General features: G+C 70.1%; 16 protein-coding genes. 10 read left to right on the plus strand and 6 right to left on the minus strand.

Annotated elements, in window-relative coordinates:
* The first annotated feature begins 684 nt into the window (after positions 1-684).
* Both AB0959_RS49865 and AB0959_RS49870 read left to right on the plus strand, forming a co-directional pair.
* Positions 685-2,250, plus strand: coding sequence for an MFS transporter (locus AB0959_RS49865; protein WP_366833638.1), 1,566 nt, complete (start codon positions 685-687; stop codon positions 2,248-2,250).
* A gap of 54 nt (positions 2,251-2,304) precedes the next feature.
* Complete coding sequence (locus AB0959_RS49870) at positions 2,305-2,802, plus strand: FBP domain-containing protein (protein ID WP_366833639.1); 498 nt, start codon at positions 2,305-2,307, stop codon at positions 2,800-2,802.
* 303 nt (positions 2,803-3,105) lie between these two features.
* Here the strand turns inward: AB0959_RS49870 and AB0959_RS49875 are convergent, their stop codons facing one another.
* Positions 3,106-3,399 (minus strand): putative quinol monooxygenase, encoded by a 294-nt coding sequence (locus AB0959_RS49875; protein WP_366833640.1) that lies wholly within the window; start codon positions 3,397-3,399, stop codon positions 3,106-3,108.
* A gap of 583 nt (positions 3,400-3,982) precedes the next feature.
* Between AB0959_RS49875 and AB0959_RS49880 the strand changes: the two genes are divergently transcribed.
* The 4 genes from AB0959_RS49880 (at position 3,983) to AB0959_RS49895 (ending at position 8,115) form a co-directional block, all read left to right on the plus strand.
* Positions 3,983-5,005 carry a sugar ABC transporter substrate-binding protein gene (locus AB0959_RS49880; RefSeq protein ID WP_366833641.1) on the plus strand — a complete coding sequence of 341 codons (1,023 nt, stop codon included), beginning with the start codon at positions 3,983-3,985 and terminating at the stop codon, positions 5,003-5,005.
* 146 nt (positions 5,006-5,151) lie between these two features.
* Positions 5,152-6,165 carry an ABC transporter permease gene (locus AB0959_RS49885; protein WP_366833642.1) on the plus strand — a complete coding sequence of 338 codons (1,014 nt, stop codon included), beginning with the start codon at positions 5,152-5,154 and terminating at the stop codon, positions 6,163-6,165.
* Positions 6,162-6,998 carry an ATP-binding cassette domain-containing protein gene (locus AB0959_RS49890; RefSeq protein ID WP_366833643.1) on the plus strand — a complete coding sequence of 279 codons (837 nt, stop codon included), beginning with the start codon at positions 6,162-6,164 and terminating at the stop codon, positions 6,996-6,998. Before AB0959_RS49885 ends, AB0959_RS49890 begins: the two co-directional genes overlap by 4 nt.
* A gap of 67 nt (positions 6,999-7,065) precedes the next feature.
* A complete protein-coding gene (locus AB0959_RS49895) occupies positions 7,066-8,115 on the plus strand; it encodes a LacI family DNA-binding transcriptional regulator (protein ID WP_366833644.1) in 1,050 nt (349 codons plus the stop codon).
* 36 nt (positions 8,116-8,151) lie between these two features.
* Here the strand turns inward: AB0959_RS49895 and AB0959_RS49900 are convergent, their stop codons facing one another.
* The 3 genes from AB0959_RS49900 to AB0959_RS49910 form a co-directional block, all read right to left on the minus strand.
* Positions 8,152-9,132, minus strand: a complete 981-nt coding sequence (locus AB0959_RS49900) for an amidohydrolase family protein (RefSeq protein WP_366833645.1) — start codon at positions 9,130-9,132, stop codon at positions 8,152-8,154.
* Positions 9,129-10,724: an FAD-dependent monooxygenase gene (locus tag AB0959_RS49905; protein ID WP_366833646.1), complete on the minus strand. Its 1,596-nt coding sequence runs from the start codon at positions 10,722-10,724 to the stop codon at positions 9,129-9,131. Before AB0959_RS49905 ends, AB0959_RS49900 begins: the two co-directional genes overlap by 4 nt.
* Positions 10,725-10,867: 143 nt before the next feature.
* Complete coding sequence (locus AB0959_RS49910; protein ID WP_366833647.1) at positions 10,868-11,476, minus strand: DJ-1/PfpI family protein; 609 nt, start codon at positions 11,474-11,476, stop codon at positions 10,868-10,870.
* A 215-nt stretch (positions 11,477-11,691) separates the two neighbouring features.
* Between AB0959_RS49910 and AB0959_RS49915 the strand changes: the two genes are divergently transcribed.
* Entirely contained in the window at positions 11,692-12,594 is a 903-nt protein-coding gene (locus tag AB0959_RS49915) for an LLM class F420-dependent oxidoreductase (protein ID WP_366833648.1), read from the plus strand.
* Between the two features lie 300 nt (positions 12,595-12,894).
* Positions 12,895-13,704, plus strand: coding sequence for a VOC family protein (locus AB0959_RS49920; RefSeq protein ID WP_366833649.1), 810 nt, complete (start codon positions 12,895-12,897; stop codon positions 13,702-13,704).
* On the opposite strand, the gene glgX is transcribed toward AB0959_RS49920, so the two are convergent.
* Together glgX and AB0959_RS49930 are read right to left on the minus strand one after the other, a co-directional pair.
* The gene (gene glgX, locus AB0959_RS49925) at positions 13,670-15,844 is read right to left on the minus strand and encodes a glycogen debranching protein GlgX (RefSeq protein ID WP_366833650.1); all 2,175 of its coding nucleotides are present in this window, start codon (positions 15,842-15,844) and stop codon (positions 13,670-13,672) included. The two genes, AB0959_RS49920 and glgX, sit on opposite strands and share 35 nt — an antisense overlap.
* Entirely contained in the window at positions 15,841-16,413 is a 573-nt protein-coding gene (locus AB0959_RS49930; RefSeq protein ID WP_366833651.1) for a pep a2, read from the minus strand. Before AB0959_RS49930 ends, glgX begins: the two co-directional genes overlap by 4 nt.
* Before the next feature lie 307 nt (positions 16,414-16,720).
* Here AB0959_RS49930 and AB0959_RS49935 point away from each other — a divergent pair, with 307 nt between their 5' ends.
* Together AB0959_RS49935 and AB0959_RS49940 are read left to right on the plus strand one after the other, a co-directional pair.
* Positions 16,721-17,029, plus strand: coding sequence for a DUF5133 domain-containing protein (locus AB0959_RS49935; RefSeq protein ID WP_366833653.1), 309 nt, complete (start codon positions 16,721-16,723; stop codon positions 17,027-17,029).
* A gap of 61 nt (positions 17,030-17,090) precedes the next feature.
* Positions 17,091-17,656, plus strand: a 566-nt coding sequence (locus tag AB0959_RS49940; protein WP_366833652.1) for a maltotransferase domain-containing protein, incomplete at its 3' end; no start/stop codon positions are given.

Below are 17,656 nucleotides of genomic sequence, written 5' to 3' on the forward strand. Positions count from 1 at the left end.
GGGGGTGTAGTCGCACAACCTGTCCCTCCCAACCCCCCCAAACAAAACCACCCGGCGCGCCCACCACAGTTTGGTTCTTTCCCGTGCCCTCCCAACAACCCCCTTCGTGTGTGCGCGGGCGGTCGGGAATTCCGGTCGCGCGGTGGCGTCGATGGGATATCCTGTCCGGGATTTCGCGCGGTAGGTTCTCTGCCGCCCCGCTCGGCGCGCTCGGCGTCGACACGCACCGCGTGCCCTGACCGGAAGGAGGCGAGAGACATGGACCGTGCCGAATGCGTTGCGGCCATAGTTGCCTCCGGCCGTGTGCCCTCCCTCCTCTGCGGCGCGCGGTAACTCTTCCCCCTTCTTGTTTCTTGTCTTCGGCATCTTCCTGAGATGCCGCGTCACGAGATGTCCTGGCCTGCGCGGTTCGTCGCCGCGCGGGCCGCGGGGGCGCGTGCCCGAAGACGGGCCCTTCTCTTGCTGGTCACCGTGATCTCGGCACTCTCCGCCTCACGACCCGCAGGAGCGCCGGCGTGAGTGACACGCAGCTGGTGAGGCAGGCCCCGGGTGCTGTCCGCGGTTCCCGCTGCCCCACCACCATGCCGTGTCCCCGTGCTGCGTACACCGGCCCGTCGTCACCACTGCGACCGTCCCTGGCCGGCTGTCTCGACAGCACTTCGACACGAAACGTGCGTGATCGCCATGAGCAAGAAACGTCCCAGGGAGGAATCCCTCCCGTCCGCCCCTTCCCTCGCCCCTTCCACGGCCACCGACCGTTCCCCGGACCGCGAGGTTCCCGCCGCGACTCCGGCACCGGCACCGGCACCGGCACCGAAGCGCTGGTGGGCGCTGGCCGTCATCGCCCTCGCCCAGCTGATGGTGATCCTTGACGGCACCATCGTGAACATCGCACTGCCCTCCGCCCAGCGTGCCCTCGGCATGTCGGACGCCGACCGGCAGTGGGTGATCACCGCCTACACGCTGGCCTTCGGCGGGCTGCTGCTGCTCGGCGGCCGGATCGCCGATCTGGTGGGCCGCAAGCGCACCTTCGTCATCGGCCTGGCCGGGTTCGCCGCGGCCTCCGCGCTGGGCGGCGCGGCGGCCGGTCCCGGGATGCTGTTCGCGGCGCGGGCCCTGCAAGGTGCGTTCGCGGCGGTCCTGGCGCCCTCGGCCCTGTCGCTGCTGACGACGACGTTCACCGACCCCAAGGAGCGGGCCAGGGCGTTCGGGGTCTACGGTGCGCTGGCCGGCGGCGGCAGCGCGGTCGGGCTGATCGTGGGCGGTCTGCTGACCGAGTACCTGAACTGGCGCTGGTCCCTGTACGTCAACGTGCCCATCGCGCTGGCCGCCCTGCTCGGCGCACCGGCCTTCCTGCGCGACCGCTCCGGCCGCCGGGGCGGGCACCTGGACGTGCCGGGCGCGCTGCTGGGCTGCGGCGGGCTCGTCGCCCTCGTGTACGGCTTCAGCGAGGCCGAACCACGCGGCTGGACCAGCCCGTCGGTGCTCACATCGCTCGTGGCGGGCGTGATCCTGCTCGCCGCCTTCGTGTGGTGGCAGAGCCGCGCGGCGAACCCGCTGCTGCCGCTGCGCATCGTCAAGGACCGTGTCCGGGGCGGATCGTTCGCGACGATGGGCTTGGCCACCGTCGGCATGTTCGGCGTCTTCCTGTTCCTGACGTACTACCTTCAGGTCGTCCTCGGCTACCCGCCGGTGCGCACAGGCCTGGCCTTCGTGCCGATTTCGGCCGGGATCGTCATCGGCGCGACCCAGATCGCGGCCCGCCTGCTGCCACGCACGGCGCCGCGCACCTTGATGTCGTCCGGCATGGTGCTGGCCGCCGCCGGCATGGTGCTGCTCAGCCGCCTGACCGTGCATGCGCAGTACGTCCCGCACGTGCTGCCCGCCCTGCTGCTGCTCGGTCTGGGCATGGGCCTGACCTTCATGCCGGTCTACGCGACGGCCACCGCCGGCGTGCCCACGCAGGACGCCGGTGTGGCCTCGGCTGTCCTCAACACCGTTCAGCAGATGGGCGCTTCGCTGGGCACCGTACTGCTCAACACCATCGCCACCGGCGCCACCAGCCGTTACGTCCACTCGCACTCGCACGATCCGGCCCACGGCGGCGCGACCCTCAACGAAGGCGTGGTGCACGGCTTCTCCGTCGCCTACTGGTGCTCGGCGGGCGTCCTGCTGCTCGCCGCCCTGGTGGCGGGCCTCACCGTACGGCACAAGACGCCGAAGCACGCCGGAGACGACGCACCGGCCTAGCGAGCCGGGGTCGTGTCCCGCCACCGTCCACCTCACCCCTCGTAAGGATCCTCAATGAAACCCCTGACCGAGCACGACATCCGTACCTCGTTCGTCAACTGCTCGAAGGGCGAGGCCAAACGCCTCCCCCTGCCCAAGAACCTGGCGGACCTCGACCACTGGGACGACCTGGACTTCCTGGGCTGGTTCGATCTGTCCGCGCCCGATCGCAGCTATCTCGTCGTCGAACGCGCCGGGGAACTCGTCGGCCTGTCCCTGCGCTCCGCCTCCGGCAACCGCGGCTTCCTGCGCCGCAGCATGTGCTCGCTGTGCCTGACCACGCATCCCGGCAGCGGCGTCTCCCTCATGACCGCCCCCAAGGCAGGCCCGGCCGGCCGCCAAGGCAACTCGGTGGGCCTCTACATCTGCGCCGACCTGGACTGCTCGTTGTACGTACGGGGCAGGAAGAAGGCGGCACCGGGCGGGCGCATGGAGGAGTCCCTCACTGTCGAGCAGCAGATCGAGCGCCTGCGCGGCAACCTCGACGCGTTCGTGGAGCGGGTCTTCCACTGAGGCCGACAGGGGCTCGACGGCCATCGTCGCCGAGCCCCTGTCCACTCCTTGAACCGCCGTCTCCTCGCGGCTCCTCCGGTCCTACGCGCCGGACCTCAGAGGGCGCTGCCGTGTTCGTGTCCGTCGCGGCGGCACCAGGGTCCGTCGGGTGGCGGTCCGGTGGCGGCGATCGTCGCCCTGGACTGACGCCTCGCTGGAGGTCGGTCCCACTCTCTGTGCCCCCGAAGCGCCCCCTTCCGGCGCACAGGGGGCGCACCCATGCCCGGCCGGCCGACAAGGCGGGGGCGCCCTGGGGCCGGGAGGTCAGGCCGCCGGGTCGAGGAACGTAAGGACGGAGGCGTCCTCCTCGATCAGCGGGGTGAGGGCGGCGTTGAACGGGGCGCCGTACGGGGCTGCGAGGTGCTTCTGGAAGGCGTCCTCGTCCCTGTACACCTCGAAGATCCAGTAGGCGCGCGGGGCCGCTGCCCTGGTGTAGACGTCGAAGGCCAGGTTGCCCTCTTCCTCGCGCACCTTCAGGGCGTAGTCCCGCATCAGGCGGGCGACTTCGTCCTCCGCGCCCTCTCGGGCGGTGAACTCGGCGAGGAGGGTCTTGTTCACGGTGGGGCGTCCTCCGTCGGGTCGGGGGTCGGTCTCGGTGGGAGTTCAGGTGCCGGACGGCGGGCCTTGTCCACCAAGGTGTCATCGTTGACTTATGTCATCGATGACATCGGGTGGCCCGATGATGAGCGCAGTCAGGCCCACGCGTCAACGGTTGGAACGGGATTGCCCGGCGCGACCCGCCCTCCCCGTCAGTCGCCGTCGACGGTAGCGAGCCGCGTCAACTGCTTGGGCCACGGCGGTCGGGCCCTGCAACCGGTCAGGTCAGGGCAGGTCAGGGCGGGTAGCCGAGCGGTGAACCGGTGGGCCTCACCGACATCTTCGAGACCGCGCCCGCAGGGCAGGCTCGTTCGAGGAACTCGCGAGTTCGACGAAGGCCTCGGTCACGCACTCTCCGGCTACGCGTGAACCGCCGCCACGGGCTTTGCCGATTTGTGACGAGTAGAAGGCATTGACGTTGCCGGGACGCGGGGGCCATCATCCTCGCCATGCAGTGTCAACGATGACATAAGTCAACGCTGACACCCCGGGCGGCATGCTCTGAACCCGCCCCGTGCCGCTCGCTATCCCACAGGAGTCGATCATGTCTCGCACCACTCGTCTGTCCTCCTCCCTCGTCAGAGCAGCCGCTGTCACGGGCATCGCGGCCCTCACCCTGACGGCCTGCGGATCCGGCTCCGGTTCCGGATCGGGTTCGTCCAGCGCCGGTTCGGGCGACATCAAGGTCGGTCTGATCACCAAGACCGAAACGAACCCGTTCTTCGTGAAGATGAAGGAAGGCGCGGAGAAGGCCGCGAAGGCGGACGGCGTCAAGCTCATGACGGCGGCAGGCAAGTTCGACGGCGACAACGCGGGTCAGGTCACGGCCATCGAGAACATGGTGGCCGCCGGAGTCAAGGGCATCCTGATCACCCCGAGCGACTCCAAGGCCATCGTGCCCGCGATCGCGAAGGCCCGCGCCAAGGGCGTCCTGGTCATCGCCCTGGACACTCCGACCGAGCCGCAGAGCGCGGTCGACGCGCTCTTCGCCACCGACAACCTCAAGGCCGGCGAGCTGATCGGCGAGTACGCCAAGGCCACGATGAAGGGCAAGTCGGCCAAGATAGCCACCCTCGACCTCGCGCCGGGTGTCTCCGTCGGCGTCCAGCGGCACAACGGCTTCCTCAAGGGCTTCGGCGCCACCGACAAGGACGTCGCCTGCGCCCAGGACACCGGAGGCGACCAGGCCAAGGGCCAGACCGCCATGGAGAACTGCCTCCAGAAGGAACCCGGCATCAACGTCGTCTACACCATCAACGAACCCGCCGCCCTGGGCGCTTACACCGCGCTCAAGGCCAAGGGCCGCGAGAAGGACGTCCTGATCGTCTCCGTCGACGGCGGCTGCACGGGCACCCAGGCCGTCAAGGACGGCAAGATCGCCGCGACCTCGCAGCAGTACCCGCTGAAGATGGCCGCCGAAGGCGTCAAGGCCGTCGTGACCTACGCCAAGGACGGCAAGAAGGCCTCCGGTTACACCGACACGGGCGTCACTCTCATCACCGACAAGGCGCAGGACGGGGTCACGTCGAAGGACACCGCCTACGGCCTGGAGAACTGCTGGGGCTGAGCAGCCCCGAGGACCGTACGAGACCGCCACTCCCCTCAGCGGGGCGGCCGCCCCGGCATCTCCCCGACCAGCCGGGCCGGCCGCCCCCCTTGTCCCGGCGACTTGCCCCAGCGACAAGGATCTCTGTCTTCCGACAAGGACTTCGCATGACAGCCACGTCCACGCCCCCGAGCACCTCCTCGCCGTACTCGGAGCTCAAGGCACCGACCACGGCCCGCAGACTGCTCACGGCACCGACCACCGGCCCGCTGGCCGCCCTCCTCCTGGCCTGCGCCTTCTTCTCCTTCTCGACCGACCAGTTCCTCACGGGCGGCAACTTCTCGCTGATCGTGCAGCAGGTCATGGTCGTCGGCACCCTCGCCATCGGACAGACCCTGATCATCCTCACGGCGGGCATCGACCTGTCGTGCGGTGCCGTGATGGCGTTCGGCAGCATCGTGATCGCCAAGATGGCCGCCGAGGGCTCCGTCCCCCCGCTCGTCGCCATCGCCCTGGGCCTGGCCGTGTGCGGCGGCTTCGGGCTGCTCAACGGGCTGTTGGTGCAGAAGATCCCGCTGCCGCCGTTCATCGTCACCCTCGGCATGCTCAACGTGGCGTTCGCGCTGACCCACATCTACTCCGCGGAGCAGACGGTCACCAATCTGCCCGGCCCGCTGACGGCCCTCGGGCAGACCTTCCCGCTCGGCCGCACCGACATCACCTACGGCTCACTGGTCACCATCGCCCTGTTCCTGCTCCTCGCCTACGCGCTGAGCAGCACCGGCTGGGGCCGGCACGTCTACGCCCTGGGCAACAGCCAGGAGGCGGCGCGGCTGAACGGCATCCGTACCTCCCGGCTGACCATCGGCGTCTACACCGCGGCCGGCGTCCTGTACGGCATCGCCGCCCTGCTGCTGATCTCCCGCACCGGAGTCGGCGACCCGCAGGCGGGGCAGACCGACAACCTCGACAGCATCACCGCCGTGGTGCTCGGCGGCACCAGCCTCTTCGGTGGGCGCGGATCGGTCCTGGGCACCTTCATCGGCGTCCTCATCGTCGGCGTCTTCCGCAACGGCCTGCAGCTGATGGGCGTCGCCTCGATCTACCAGACCCTGATCACCGGTGTGCTGGTGATCCTCGCGGTGACCGTCGACCAGATCTCCCGGAAGAAGGCCCGATGACCGCCACCTCCTCCCCCACGCCCGTGCTGCAGGCCCGCGGTCTGGTCAAGCGCTACGGCCATGTCACGGCCATCGACGGCGCCGACTTCGACCTGCTGCCCGGCGAGGTCCTCGCCGTCATCGGCGACAACGGAGCCGGAAAGACCAGCCTGATCAAGGCCCTCACCGGCGCGGTGGTCCCCGACGCGGGCGAGATACGCCTGGACGGGAAGCCCATCACCTTCTCCGGTCCGCAAAGCGCGCGCGCCCACGGCATCGAGACGGTCTATCAGGACCTCGCCGTGGCCGCCTCCATGGACATCGCCTCGAACATGTTCCTCGGCCGCGAGCTCCGCCGCCCCGGCGTCCTCGGCAGTGCCTTCCGCATGCTGGACAAGAAGCGCATGCGGGAGGAGGCCGCCGAGCACATGGCCGACCTGAAGATCGGCCTCCGCTCACTCACGCAGTCGGTCGAGACGCTCTCCGGTGGACAGCGGCAGGCCGTCGCGGTCGCCCGCGCCGTCGCCTGGGCCCGCAGTGTGGTCGTCATGGACGAACCCACCGCCGCGCTCGGCGTCAAGGAGTCGGGTCAGGTACTGGACCTGATCCGCCGGGTCCGGGACAAGGGCATGCCGGTCGTCCTGATCAGCCACAACATGCCTCACGTCTTCGAGATCGCCGACCGGATCCACGTCCACCGGCTCGGCCGGCGCGCCGCCGTGATCAAGCCCTCCGACTACTCCATGGCCGAGGTCGTCGCCATCATGACCGGCGCGCTCACCGTCGACGAGAGCGGAGGTACGGTCGTGGCGGATTCCGAGGCCGCGAAGGCCGCAGGGGTCCAGGCCAGCTGACGCACCATCCAGAGGTTCCGGCCGGTGCAGCGGCCGGAACCGACGCACCGACAGGAAACGGTCCTCCATGGCAGCGAACCGCCGACCCACCCTGGCCGACGTCGCCCAAGAGGTCGGCGTCAGTGCCAAGACGGTCTCCCGTGTCCTCAACGAGGACGGGCCCGTCTCGGCGCGGACCAGGGAGCAAGTGCTCGCCGCCGTGGCCAGGCTCGGCTTCCAGCCGAACCTCATGGCACGCAACATCCGCGTCGGCGGGCCCGACACCACCATCGGACTGGTCGTCCCCGACCTCGGCAACCCCTTCTTCGGGGCCGTGGCCCGCGCCATCGAGGACACCGTCCGCGACCGCGGACTGACGCTGCTCATGGGCTCCTCCGCGGACGACCCCGACCGGGAACGCGCGCTGACGAACAAGTTCCTCGCCCGCCGCGTCAGCATCCTCATGGTGGCGCCGTCCGTCGGCGCCGACCACTCCCATCTCAAGAGCCACCGCGCGTCAGGGCTGCCCGTGATCTTCCTCGACCGTCCCGGGGTCGGCCTGTCCACGGACAGCATCGTCAGCTCCAACCGCGCGGGCGCCCATGAGGGTGTAGCCCATCTGATCGCTCACGGCCACCGGCGCATCGGCTTCGTCGGGGACCTGCCCGTGCAGCTGTACACCCGTCGCGAACGCCTGGCCGGGTACCGCTCGGCCCTTCAGGAAGCGGGCCTCACCCACGACCGCTCCCTCGTCATCAGCGCCCACGACCAGCAGGGCGCGGCGACCGCGACCTCCACGCTGCTCGGCCTGGCCGATCCCCCCACGGCCCTGTTCGCCGGCAACAACATCGTGGCGCTCGGGATCGTCGCCGAACTCGCCCGCAGCAAACGGAAGGACGTCGCCGTCGTCGCCTTCGACGACGTTCCGCTCGCCGAGGCACTCGAGCCGGCCCTTACCGTCGTGGCCCAAGACGCCGAGGAAATCGGCAGAACGGCGGCCACCACCGCCCTGACCCGGGTCGACGGCGACCGCACGCGCGCCCGCACCGTCACCGTGCCCACCCGGCTCATCGTCCGCGGATCGGGCGAGTGCCCCGCCCCTGCCACGCGGGAGTGCTCAGGGAACACGATCTCGTAGTCATGGCACGCCGAATGGTCATGGCATACCGAAAGGTCATGGCATACCGAGGCGCGGGATGAGGAGTTCGGCGTTTTCGCGGTTGACGGCGTGCAGTCGGCCGGGCTCCCAGTGCGGGTACTCGTCCAGCGCGGCGTCGAAGCCGGTGCCCCAGTCCTCGGGGAGCATGGGGAAGTCGCTGCCGTAGAGGATGTGCTCGGGCGCGGCGAACGCGAGCAGCGAAGGCAGGGTCGCGGGACCGGAGGAGATGGCGGTGTCGAAGTAGAAGCGCCGCAGGTCGGTGACGAAGTCCTCGGGGGTTCCGCCGGGTTGGCCGGCGTTCTCGCCGGTGGGGAGGCGGGCGGCGAGGGCGAAGCGGTGGGCGGCGTACGGCAGGAAGCCGCCCGCGTGCGGGAGGATCACCTTCATCCGGGGGTAGCGGCGGGGTACACCCCGCACGGTCATGTGCAGGGCGGCGCGCGTCGTGTCGTAGGGGAAGTCCGCCAGCGGAGGGGGCACTCCGGGGACGGGGGCGACCGGGGGCGCGGTCGGGTGGACGAGGACGACGGCGGACCGGGCGTCGAGTTCGGCCCAGAGCGGCTCGAAGGCCGGGTCGCCGAGATAGCGGCCGTGGACGTTGGACAGGACCATGACTCCGTCGGCGTGCAGCTCGTCCAGGGCGTGGGCCGCCTCGGCGAGCGCGCCGTCCACGTCGGGCAGCGGCAGGGCGGCGAAGTGACCGAAGCGGTCCGGCCGGTTCTTCATCAGCTCGGCCGTGTATTCGTTGACGCGCCGGGACACCTCGCGCGCTCCCGCGGGGTCGTCCGGGCCGGAGAGCGGCGCGGCGTAGGACAGCACTCCGGTGGCGATGGAGCGCCGGTCCATCATGGCGATCGCGCTCCGCTCGTCCCACGCGGGCGCGGGCCATCCGACGGCCCCGGCACGGCCCGTCATGGCTCCGCCACGGAAAGGCGGGATCACGTGCTGGTGGACGTCGATGCGTCGCGGGTCCGTACGTGGGGGGTCCGTATGTGTCATGTCTGCCGCCCTGCTGAGTTGTTCGGGGGCGTGGAGCGGGTGATCGTGGTGAGGGCGTTGCGGAGGGCGGACTCACTGGGTGGGCGGTCCGGCCAGTGAGCGCCGATGTGGCCGTCGGGTCGGATGAGCAGTGCTCCGTGTGCGCTGAGGCCGCAGATGTGGGTGTGTTCGTGGGGAAGGGTCGCGATGCGCAGCGGCCAGGGTGCGGTGGTTGCCTGTTCCCAGTGGGCGGGGTCGGGGGTGAGCAGGGTGAACCATTCGCCGAAGGCGTCGAGCGTGGAGCGGTCGTGGGTGAGCGAGAGGTGCGGCATGCGGTGGCCCGGCCGTACGGTCGGGACATAGTCCGTGCCGGTGTCGGACGACGGCTCGGCTGGTGCGCTGCCGTCGGTGAGGACGGCGTCGGAGTGGTAGGTGACGCCGAGGACGAGACCGAGTTGGGCGAAGTACCGGTCCGACCAGGGCAGTTCGGCCTCGGTCGACGCCGCGGTGCCGGCCTGGAGCTGTTCCTGGCGCGTGTTCTGCGCCTGGAACATGAGTTGGGTGTTGACCACCCCTTGGCGCAGCGTCCGGCGGGCGACAGGTTGTCGTTCCCTCTCGTAGGTCTCCAACAGCCCTGGTCCGGCCCACCCTTGGAGGACTCCCGCCAGTTTCCAGCAGAGGTTGTGCACATCGGCGAGGCCGAGGTTCATGCCCATTCCGCCGGCCGGCGGGATCGCGTGCGCGGCATCGCCGGCCAGCAGGATCGGACCCTGGCGGAAGCGCTCGGCGACGAACGCGTTCACCACCCAGTGCTGGGTGCGCAGCACATCGACTCGTACGTCGTGGCCGGTGCCGATCGCCCGCGAGACGAGGCCGGACCAGTCGGCGCCCGTCGCGTCATCGGGTGTGGGAGCGATCCAGGCCCAGCCACCTTCTGGATACAACGGGAGGAAATACCCATGTGGCGTGAAGTAGACCCCGGCGGGCTGCCGGGCGCGCCATTGGTTGAGGTCGGCGTCGAACACGACGGTGGTGACACGCCCCACCGCGCCGGGGCCGGTGGTACCCATGCCCAGCCGTTGCCGGACAGTGGAGTTCGCGCCGTCGGCGGCGAGTACGTAACGGGCCCGGACGCGGGTCTCCTCACCGCTCCGGTGGTCGAAGAGCAGGGCCACGACGCCCTCGGCTTCCTCGGCCAGGTCGACGAGCTCCACCCCGAACCGCATGGGTGCCTGCGCCGCGGCGAGCAGGGTGGGTTCCAGCCGGTCCTGCGAGGTGACCACGCCGATCACCGGACTCTCGGGTACCGGCGCGTTGATTCCGACCATCGCCGCCGTGGCGAAGTCCTGGTCGTACAGGGTGTCCCGGAAGCGGATCCGGCCGTACTCCGGGGCGAACGCCATGGCGGTGATCCTGGCGGTGAGCCCGAGCTGGCGAAAGATCTCCATCGAGCGCACGTTGACCAGCCGCGAGCGCGGAAAGGGAGACAGTTCGCTGTGCTTCTCGACGAGTAACGCCCGTACGCCCCAGCGTTCCAGGAGGGCTCTGGCGGTCAGTCCGACCGGCCCACCACCGACGATCAGTACCTCCACCTCGGTGTTCGCCACGGGCATGTCGGGTTCCTCCTGCGGCGAAGAGCCGGACCGCGGCCGACGGGCCGCGAAAGACATTCAACCCGCAGTCGCCCCTCGACGCTCGTCGGCCCCCTGACCGTGACCACAGCCCGCGACCGCGGCACGCGGCCTCGCGGTCGCGGTCAGCGCAGTGCGGCCTCGCCCTCCCGGACAGCGCGCACGGCGCGCTCGACGGTTTCCTGGTTCTCGCCGACCGGAGCCACGTAGTCGACGACGTCGCGCGCGGCGTCCTCCCCCAGCATTCGGGTGATCACCCATGTGGCGAGGTACTGAGAGGCCAGACAGCCGCCCGCCGTGGCGATGTTCCCCTCGGCGTGGAACGGCGCGTCCAGCACGGTGACGCCGCAGGCTTCGACGAAGGGCCTGCTCTTGATGTCCGTGCAGGCGGGCATGGACTCCAGCAACCCGAGCCGGGCGAGCACCAGCGCACCCGAGCACTGCGCGCCGATCAGCTGTCGCGAAGGGTCGAGCGGCAGCCTGGAGATCAGCCGGTCGTCGGCGACCACGTCCCGCGTCTTCACCCCGCTGCCGATCAGCACGACGTCGGCTTCGGTCACGAACTCCATCGGGCGCTGCCCCGTCACCTCGACACCGTTCATGGACGTGACCACATGCGTCGGCGTCGTGATGAAGGCCTCCAGGCCGTCCTTCCGGCACCGGTTGATCAGCGCGGAGGCGATGAAGCTGTCGAGCTCGTTGAATCCGTCGAAGGTGACCACGGCTACCTGCACGGCATCTCCTCAAGGGACGGTAGGGGACGGGCAGTTTCTCAGGCGCGCCGCACCGAGGTCGCGGGCCAATCGACGATCGGTGGCTCATCCGCAGTGCGGCGGTTGCCGATCGGTCAACCGGTGATGGGCCCGGGACTATCCCGGGCCCATCACCGGTTGGCACGAGTGGATCACTTGGCACGAAGCAGCATCGAGTACGGAGGGAATCGGAGTCGATGTCGGAATCGATCGGGAACGTGACCGCTGTGGACCACGGGAGCTCGGCGAAGGAGGCCGTCAGGCGGTACGGCGTCTGGAGCATCGGACTGCGGACGGAGGACCAGGGGCGGCGTGGTGAACTCGCGGAGGCCGCGGCCGAGTTGGAAGAACTCGGCTTCGGGGCCGTGTGGTTGGGCGGCAGCAGCGCGGTGGAACACGCCGTGCCGCTCGTCGAGGCGACCGACCGGATGACCGTGGCCACGGGCATCCAGAGCATCTGGCAGTACGAGGCGGCCGACTCCGCCCGGCGGTTCGCCGATCTGGAGGCCGCCCACCCCGGCCGTTTCCTGCTCGGCCTCGGGGTGAGTCACGCCAAGCTGACCGACCGGTACCGTCGCCCCTACTCCGCCATGGTGGACTACCTGGACGCGCTGGACGCCGCAGCCGTGCCGGAGGAGAGGCGGGTGCTGGCGGCGCTCGGGCCGAAGATGCTGGAGCTGTCGCGCGCGAGGGCCGCGGGTTCCCACCCGTACCTGGTCACGCCCGAGCACACCGCGCAGGCCCGCGAGATCCTGGGAGACGGTCCGCTGCTGGCGCCGGAGTTGAAGGTGGTCCTGGAGACGGATCCGGAACGCGCCCGTGCGGTCGCCCGCGACTACCTCGCCCTCTACCTCGGCCTGCCGAACTACACCAACAGCTTCCTGCGGCTCGGCTTCACCGAGGACGACTTCGCGGGTGGCGGCAGTGACCGGCTCGTCGACGCCGTGTTCGCATGGGGCGACGAGGACCGTGTCCGGGCGGGCATCGACGCCCTTCACCAGGCGGGAGCCGACCACGTGGCCCTCCAGATCGTCGACGACCAGCCGCGCGACGCCCTCCCCCGCGCCGCCTGGCGTCGCCTGGCCGATCTGCTGTTCTAGGCCGATCTTGCTGTCCCAGGCCGATCCGGCGATCGTGGACGACGAGTGGGGCATGGACATGGTGTTCCGGCCGCCGGTCGTCCCCTGGCCCCCTTTCGACCGAGCCACCGGCCTCATGTCACCCGTACGGCGAGACGTCATATGAATGAGTGACGAGCCCGACCTTGTTGACGCCGGGCCCGCCGCCGCGTCCGTTTCGTCGGCATTCCCGGGGTACTCGACAGGCGCCGGAACCGCGCCAGGCCGGACACTGGTGTCCTGCCGGCGTGGGCCGGTCGCCGAGACCAGGACGCTACTGCCATGAATCACGACACGACACGTTCCAGCGGGACGACGGACGTCGTCTCCACCCAATCCGTGTTCGGAGCCCCCTGCTGGGTGAGCCTGACCAGCCGGGACATGCAGGTCACGGAGGACTTCTACCGCGCCGTGCTGGGGTGGGAGTGGCGTTCGGCGAAGATGGGGGACCGTTTCCGCATCGCGCTGCAGGACGGGGCGCCGGTCGCGGGGATCGCCGGGGTGGCGACGATGTGGCAGGTGGCCGTCGCCTGGACGCCGTACTTCGCGGTGCCGAGCGCGGACGAGGCCGTGTCCCGGGCCCGGGAACGCGGGGGCACCGTGGCGGTGGGGCCCCTTTCCTTCCCGCCGGGGCGGGCGGCCCTGGTGGCCGATCGCGACGGGGCCACCTTCGGGATCTGGGAGGGTGAGCTCTTCACCGACTGGGAGGCCTGGCTGCGGGTCGCTCCGGCGTTCATCAGGCTGCACACGCGGGACGCCTTCGACGCCGCGATCTTCTACGGCGAGGTCCTGGACTGGGCCACGGAACGTCCGGGCTGCTGCGAGGTCCGTTACGAGGGCAACGAGGTCGTGCTGCGCAGCCTGGGTGCGATCGTGGCGCGGATCAGCTCCGGGGCGCTGGAGGCGGCGCCCGACCCCACGATCCGGCCCCACTGGCAGGTCCACTTCGCGGTCTCGGACGTGGCGGCGACCGCGAAGACGGTGGAGGAGCACGGCGGCACCGTACTGCGGCAGAACGAGGACGAAGCCGTCCTGCGCGACCCGGACGGCGCCCAGTTCACGGTGACCCGGCGGTCGGGCCCCGACGGCTGACCCCCGCGCCGGCCGGCCGCGACAGCAGCACCAGGCTGCGGGCCTCGACGAGGATCTCCGTGTCCGCCTTGTGTTCCGCCTCGTCCGGGGCGCCCTGGGGAGCGGCGGTGTCGATCCGGGTCGTCCAGCGTTCGCCGTACGTGACGCCCGGCAGGCAGAACGTCATGGGCTCCCAGTAGCCGTTCAGCAGGAGCAGGAACGAGTCGTCCACCACTCGGCGGCCGTACGGGTCGCGTTCCGCCATGGCGTCTCCGTTGAGGAAGACGGTGACGGAGTGCGCGTCGGAGCGCCGCCAGTCCTCGTCCGTCATCTCACGGGCGTCCGGCAGCAGCCACACCAGGTCGGGCAGCGGCTGGCCGGCGTGGGTGACGGTGTCGCCGCGGAAGAACCGGCGGCGACGCAGAACGGGGTGGGCGGCGCGCAGGGCGATGAGACCTCGGGTGAAGTCGACCAGCTCGCGCTGTTCGCCGGTCGGCCGCCAGTCGATCCAGGAGACCTCGTTGTCCTGGCAGTAGGCGTTGTTGTTGCCGCGCTGGGTGCGGCCCAGTTCGTCACCGTGGCAGAGCATCGGGATGCCCTGGGACAGGAACAGGGTGGCGAGGAAGTTGCGTTGCTGGCGGGCGCGCAGGGCGAGGACGCGGGGGTTGTTCGTGGGGCCCTCGGTGCCGCAGTTCCAGGAGCGGTTGGCGCTCTCTCCGTCCTGGTTGTTCTCGCCGTTGGCCTCGTTGTGCTTGTCGTTGTACGAGACGAGGTCACGCAGGGTGAACCCGTCGTGCGCCGTCACGAAGTTGACGCTGGCACGCGGGCGGCGCCGGCTGTGCTCGTACAGGTCGGAGGAGCCGGTCAGGCGCGACGCGAACTCACCCAGCGTGTGCTCCTCGCCGCGCCAGAAGTCCCGTACGGCGTCACGGTACTTGCCGTTCCACTCCGACCACAGGGGCGGGAAGTTGCCGACCTGGTAGCCGCCCTCGCCGAGGTCCCACGGTTCGGCGATGAGCTTGACCCTGCTGATCACCGGGTCCTGCTGGATCAGGTCGAAGAACGCCGACAGCCGGTCGACCTCGTGGAACTGCCGGGCCAGCGTGGCCGCGAGGTCGAAGCGGAAGCCGTCGACGTGCATCTCGGTGACCCAGTACCGCAGCGAGTCCATGATCAGCTGGAGGACGTGCGGGTGGCGCATCAGCAGGCTGTTGCCGGTGCCGGTGGTGTCGTAGTAGTGGGCCCAGTCGCCGTCCACCAGGCGGTAGTACGAGGCGTTGTCGATGCCGCGGAAGGACAGGGTGGGGCCTCGTTCGTTGCCCTCGGCCGTGTGGTTGTAGACCACGTCGAGGATCACTTCGAGGCCGGCCGCGTGCAGCGCCTTGATCATGGACTTGAACTCCGTGACCTGTTCACCGCGGGTGCCGTGGGCCGCGTAGCCGTTGTGCGGGGCGAAGAAGCCGATGGTGTTGTAGCCCCAGTAGTTCGACAGGCCGCGGCCCCGCAGGACGCCGTCCTGGACGTACTGGTGCACCGGCATCAGTTCGATCGCGGTCACGCCCAGCGAGGTCAGGTGGTCGAGGATCGCCGGGTGCGCGAGGCCCGCGTAGGTCCCCCGGAGCTCCGGGGGGATCTCCGGATGGGTTCGGGTCAGACCGCGGACGTGGGCCTCGTAGATCACCGTTTCGGCGTAACCGCGCCGGGGAGGCCGGTCGTCGCCCCAGTCGAAGGCCGGGTCGGTCACCACGCCCAGCATGGTGTACCCGGCGCTGTCGCCGGGGGCGGGTCCGGCCGGGGCTCGCTCGTAGAGCGAGGGGTGGTCGTCGATCTGTCCGTCCACTGCCGTGGCGTACGGGTCGAGGAGCAGTTTCGCGGGATTGCAGCGGTGGCCCGCGGGTGGGCGCCAGGGGCCGTGCACCCGGTAGCCGTAGCGCTGCCCCGGACCGACTCCGGGCAGATAGCAGTGCCACACGAAACCGTCGACCTCGTTGACCGGCACCGAACGGGAGGTGCCGTCGTCACCGACGAGGACGAGGTCGACGCCCTCGGCGACCTCACTGAACAGCGCGAAGTTGGTGCCCGCGCCGTCGAAGGCGGCACCCAGCGGGTACGGGTGCCCGCTCCAGGCGGGCACCCCTTTCCGGCGCGACCGCGCGGTCACCGCGCCTCTTCCAGCTCGTCCGGCATCATTCCCTCGGAACCGGCGAGCGCCGGAACCGGCTCCTCGCCCTCCCGCTCGTCCGACGCCATGCCCTCCGGACCGACGAGCACGGGAATCGGCATGTCGCGGGGCGCCTGAAGGGCCTCCCGTTCCGTCGGGGCGGGAGCCGTCGGTACGAGAGGTGCGCGTTCGCCGGCGCGGGCCCGCTGCGAGAACCAGATGAGCTTGCTGCCGGTGGCCGTGGCGCAGCAGCCCCAACCGTCGCTCAGCGCGGCGATGCTCACCAGGCACGACCGCAGGTCCTGGTCGGGTCTGAGGTGCCGGTCGTTCTGGCCGAAGGCGGTGATGAGGTGGTGGCGGTTCCACCACATCTCGATCGACGTGTTCTTGTCCTTGGCGTGCTCGTCGATGGCGCGCAGCAGCAGCTCCGCGCCCTGGCAGACGGGCTCTACGAGTGTGTCCAGATCCCAGTACCGGAGGTGGGCGGCCAGGATGCGCCTCACCTGTCCGACCCGTTCCGGGCTCACTTCCACGTCGAGGTGGTAGTAGCAGGGCACTGCGGTCTTCATCGTCGTTGGCTCCTCACCCTGCGAAGCTCTCCCTCGTCTTCGTCGTCTTCGTCGTCGCGGACGGGCTCGGACACGAGGCGTGAGCGCTGATCGCTCCTGAGTCACTCCAGAGTGGGAGTGCTACGCCATTCGTGCAACACGAGAGACGGATGAGGTAGTTGAAGCTCCAACAAGACGCTGGGTCGCGATCCGTGCACCATGAGTGAAGGTCTCGGCCCACGACACGGGCCGGGACTCTCCGTGCACGGCTGCGGCTCATCCAGGAGTCCGTGCCCCCTTCGACAAGCGTGGAAAGGTGACCAGCGCCATGCTGCTGCCCGCCAAAGCCGAGGTCGCCCGGCATCTGGAGCGGTACCGGGCGTGGGAACGCGTGATGCTCGCGACCCCGACCGACCGTACGGCGAGGGGGAATTTCGAGGACTCGGGCTACACCTTGTGCGTCCTGATGGGAAAGCGCTGCGCCCGGGAGGCCGTGGAGGCCGCCGAGCGCTACCTGCGGTCGAACCTGGTCACGTATCTGCGGGAGAACGGTCAGTCCCAGCAACGGCACGTGGGCAGACGCGGCCCTCCGTCCATCCGCCGTTACCGGCCAGGAGGCAGCGCGTCGGGAAGGTAGGAACCCTCGGGCACGGCAATCGGATCGCGAGCCCGGCACGAACACGGCGGAGGTGAAACGCATGAGGTCGACTCCGGCCATCGGCCGCATCCCGGTAAGGGATGTCCGGCCGGCCGTCGAGTGCGGCAGACGCCCGGCGAAGGCCGTCGCGGGCGAGACCTTCCAGGTCTCGGCGACGGTGTTCCGGGAGGGGCATGACGCCGTGGCCGCCAACGTCGTCCTCAAGGACCCGAAGGGCCGCACGGCCCCGTGGACGCCGATGCGCGAGCTGGCGCCCGGCACCGACCGCTGGGGCGCCGACGTCACACCGGGCGAGGCTGGGCTGTGGACGTACCGGGTGGAGGCCTGGAGCGACCCGGTCACCACCTGGCGCCGTATCGCGGCACTCAAGATTCCGGCCGGTGTCGACACCGGCCTGGTGCTCGAGGAAGGCGCCGAGCTGTACGAGCGGGCCGCCGCCCGCGTGCCCAAGGGCGCGGCACGTCACGCGGTCCTGACCGCTGTGGACGCCTTGCGGGACGAGTCCCGACCGGCCGCGGCGCGTCTCGCGGCCGCGCTCACCCCCGAGGTCGACGAGGTCCTCGCCCGCCACCCGCTGCGTGAACTGGTCACCGCCTCCGACGAGTT

Source organism: Streptomyces sp. NPDC046862 (assembly GCF_040704615.1).
In the GTDB taxonomy this organism is placed as follows: domain Bacteria; phylum Actinomycetota; class Actinomycetes; order Streptomycetales; family Streptomycetaceae; genus Streptomyces.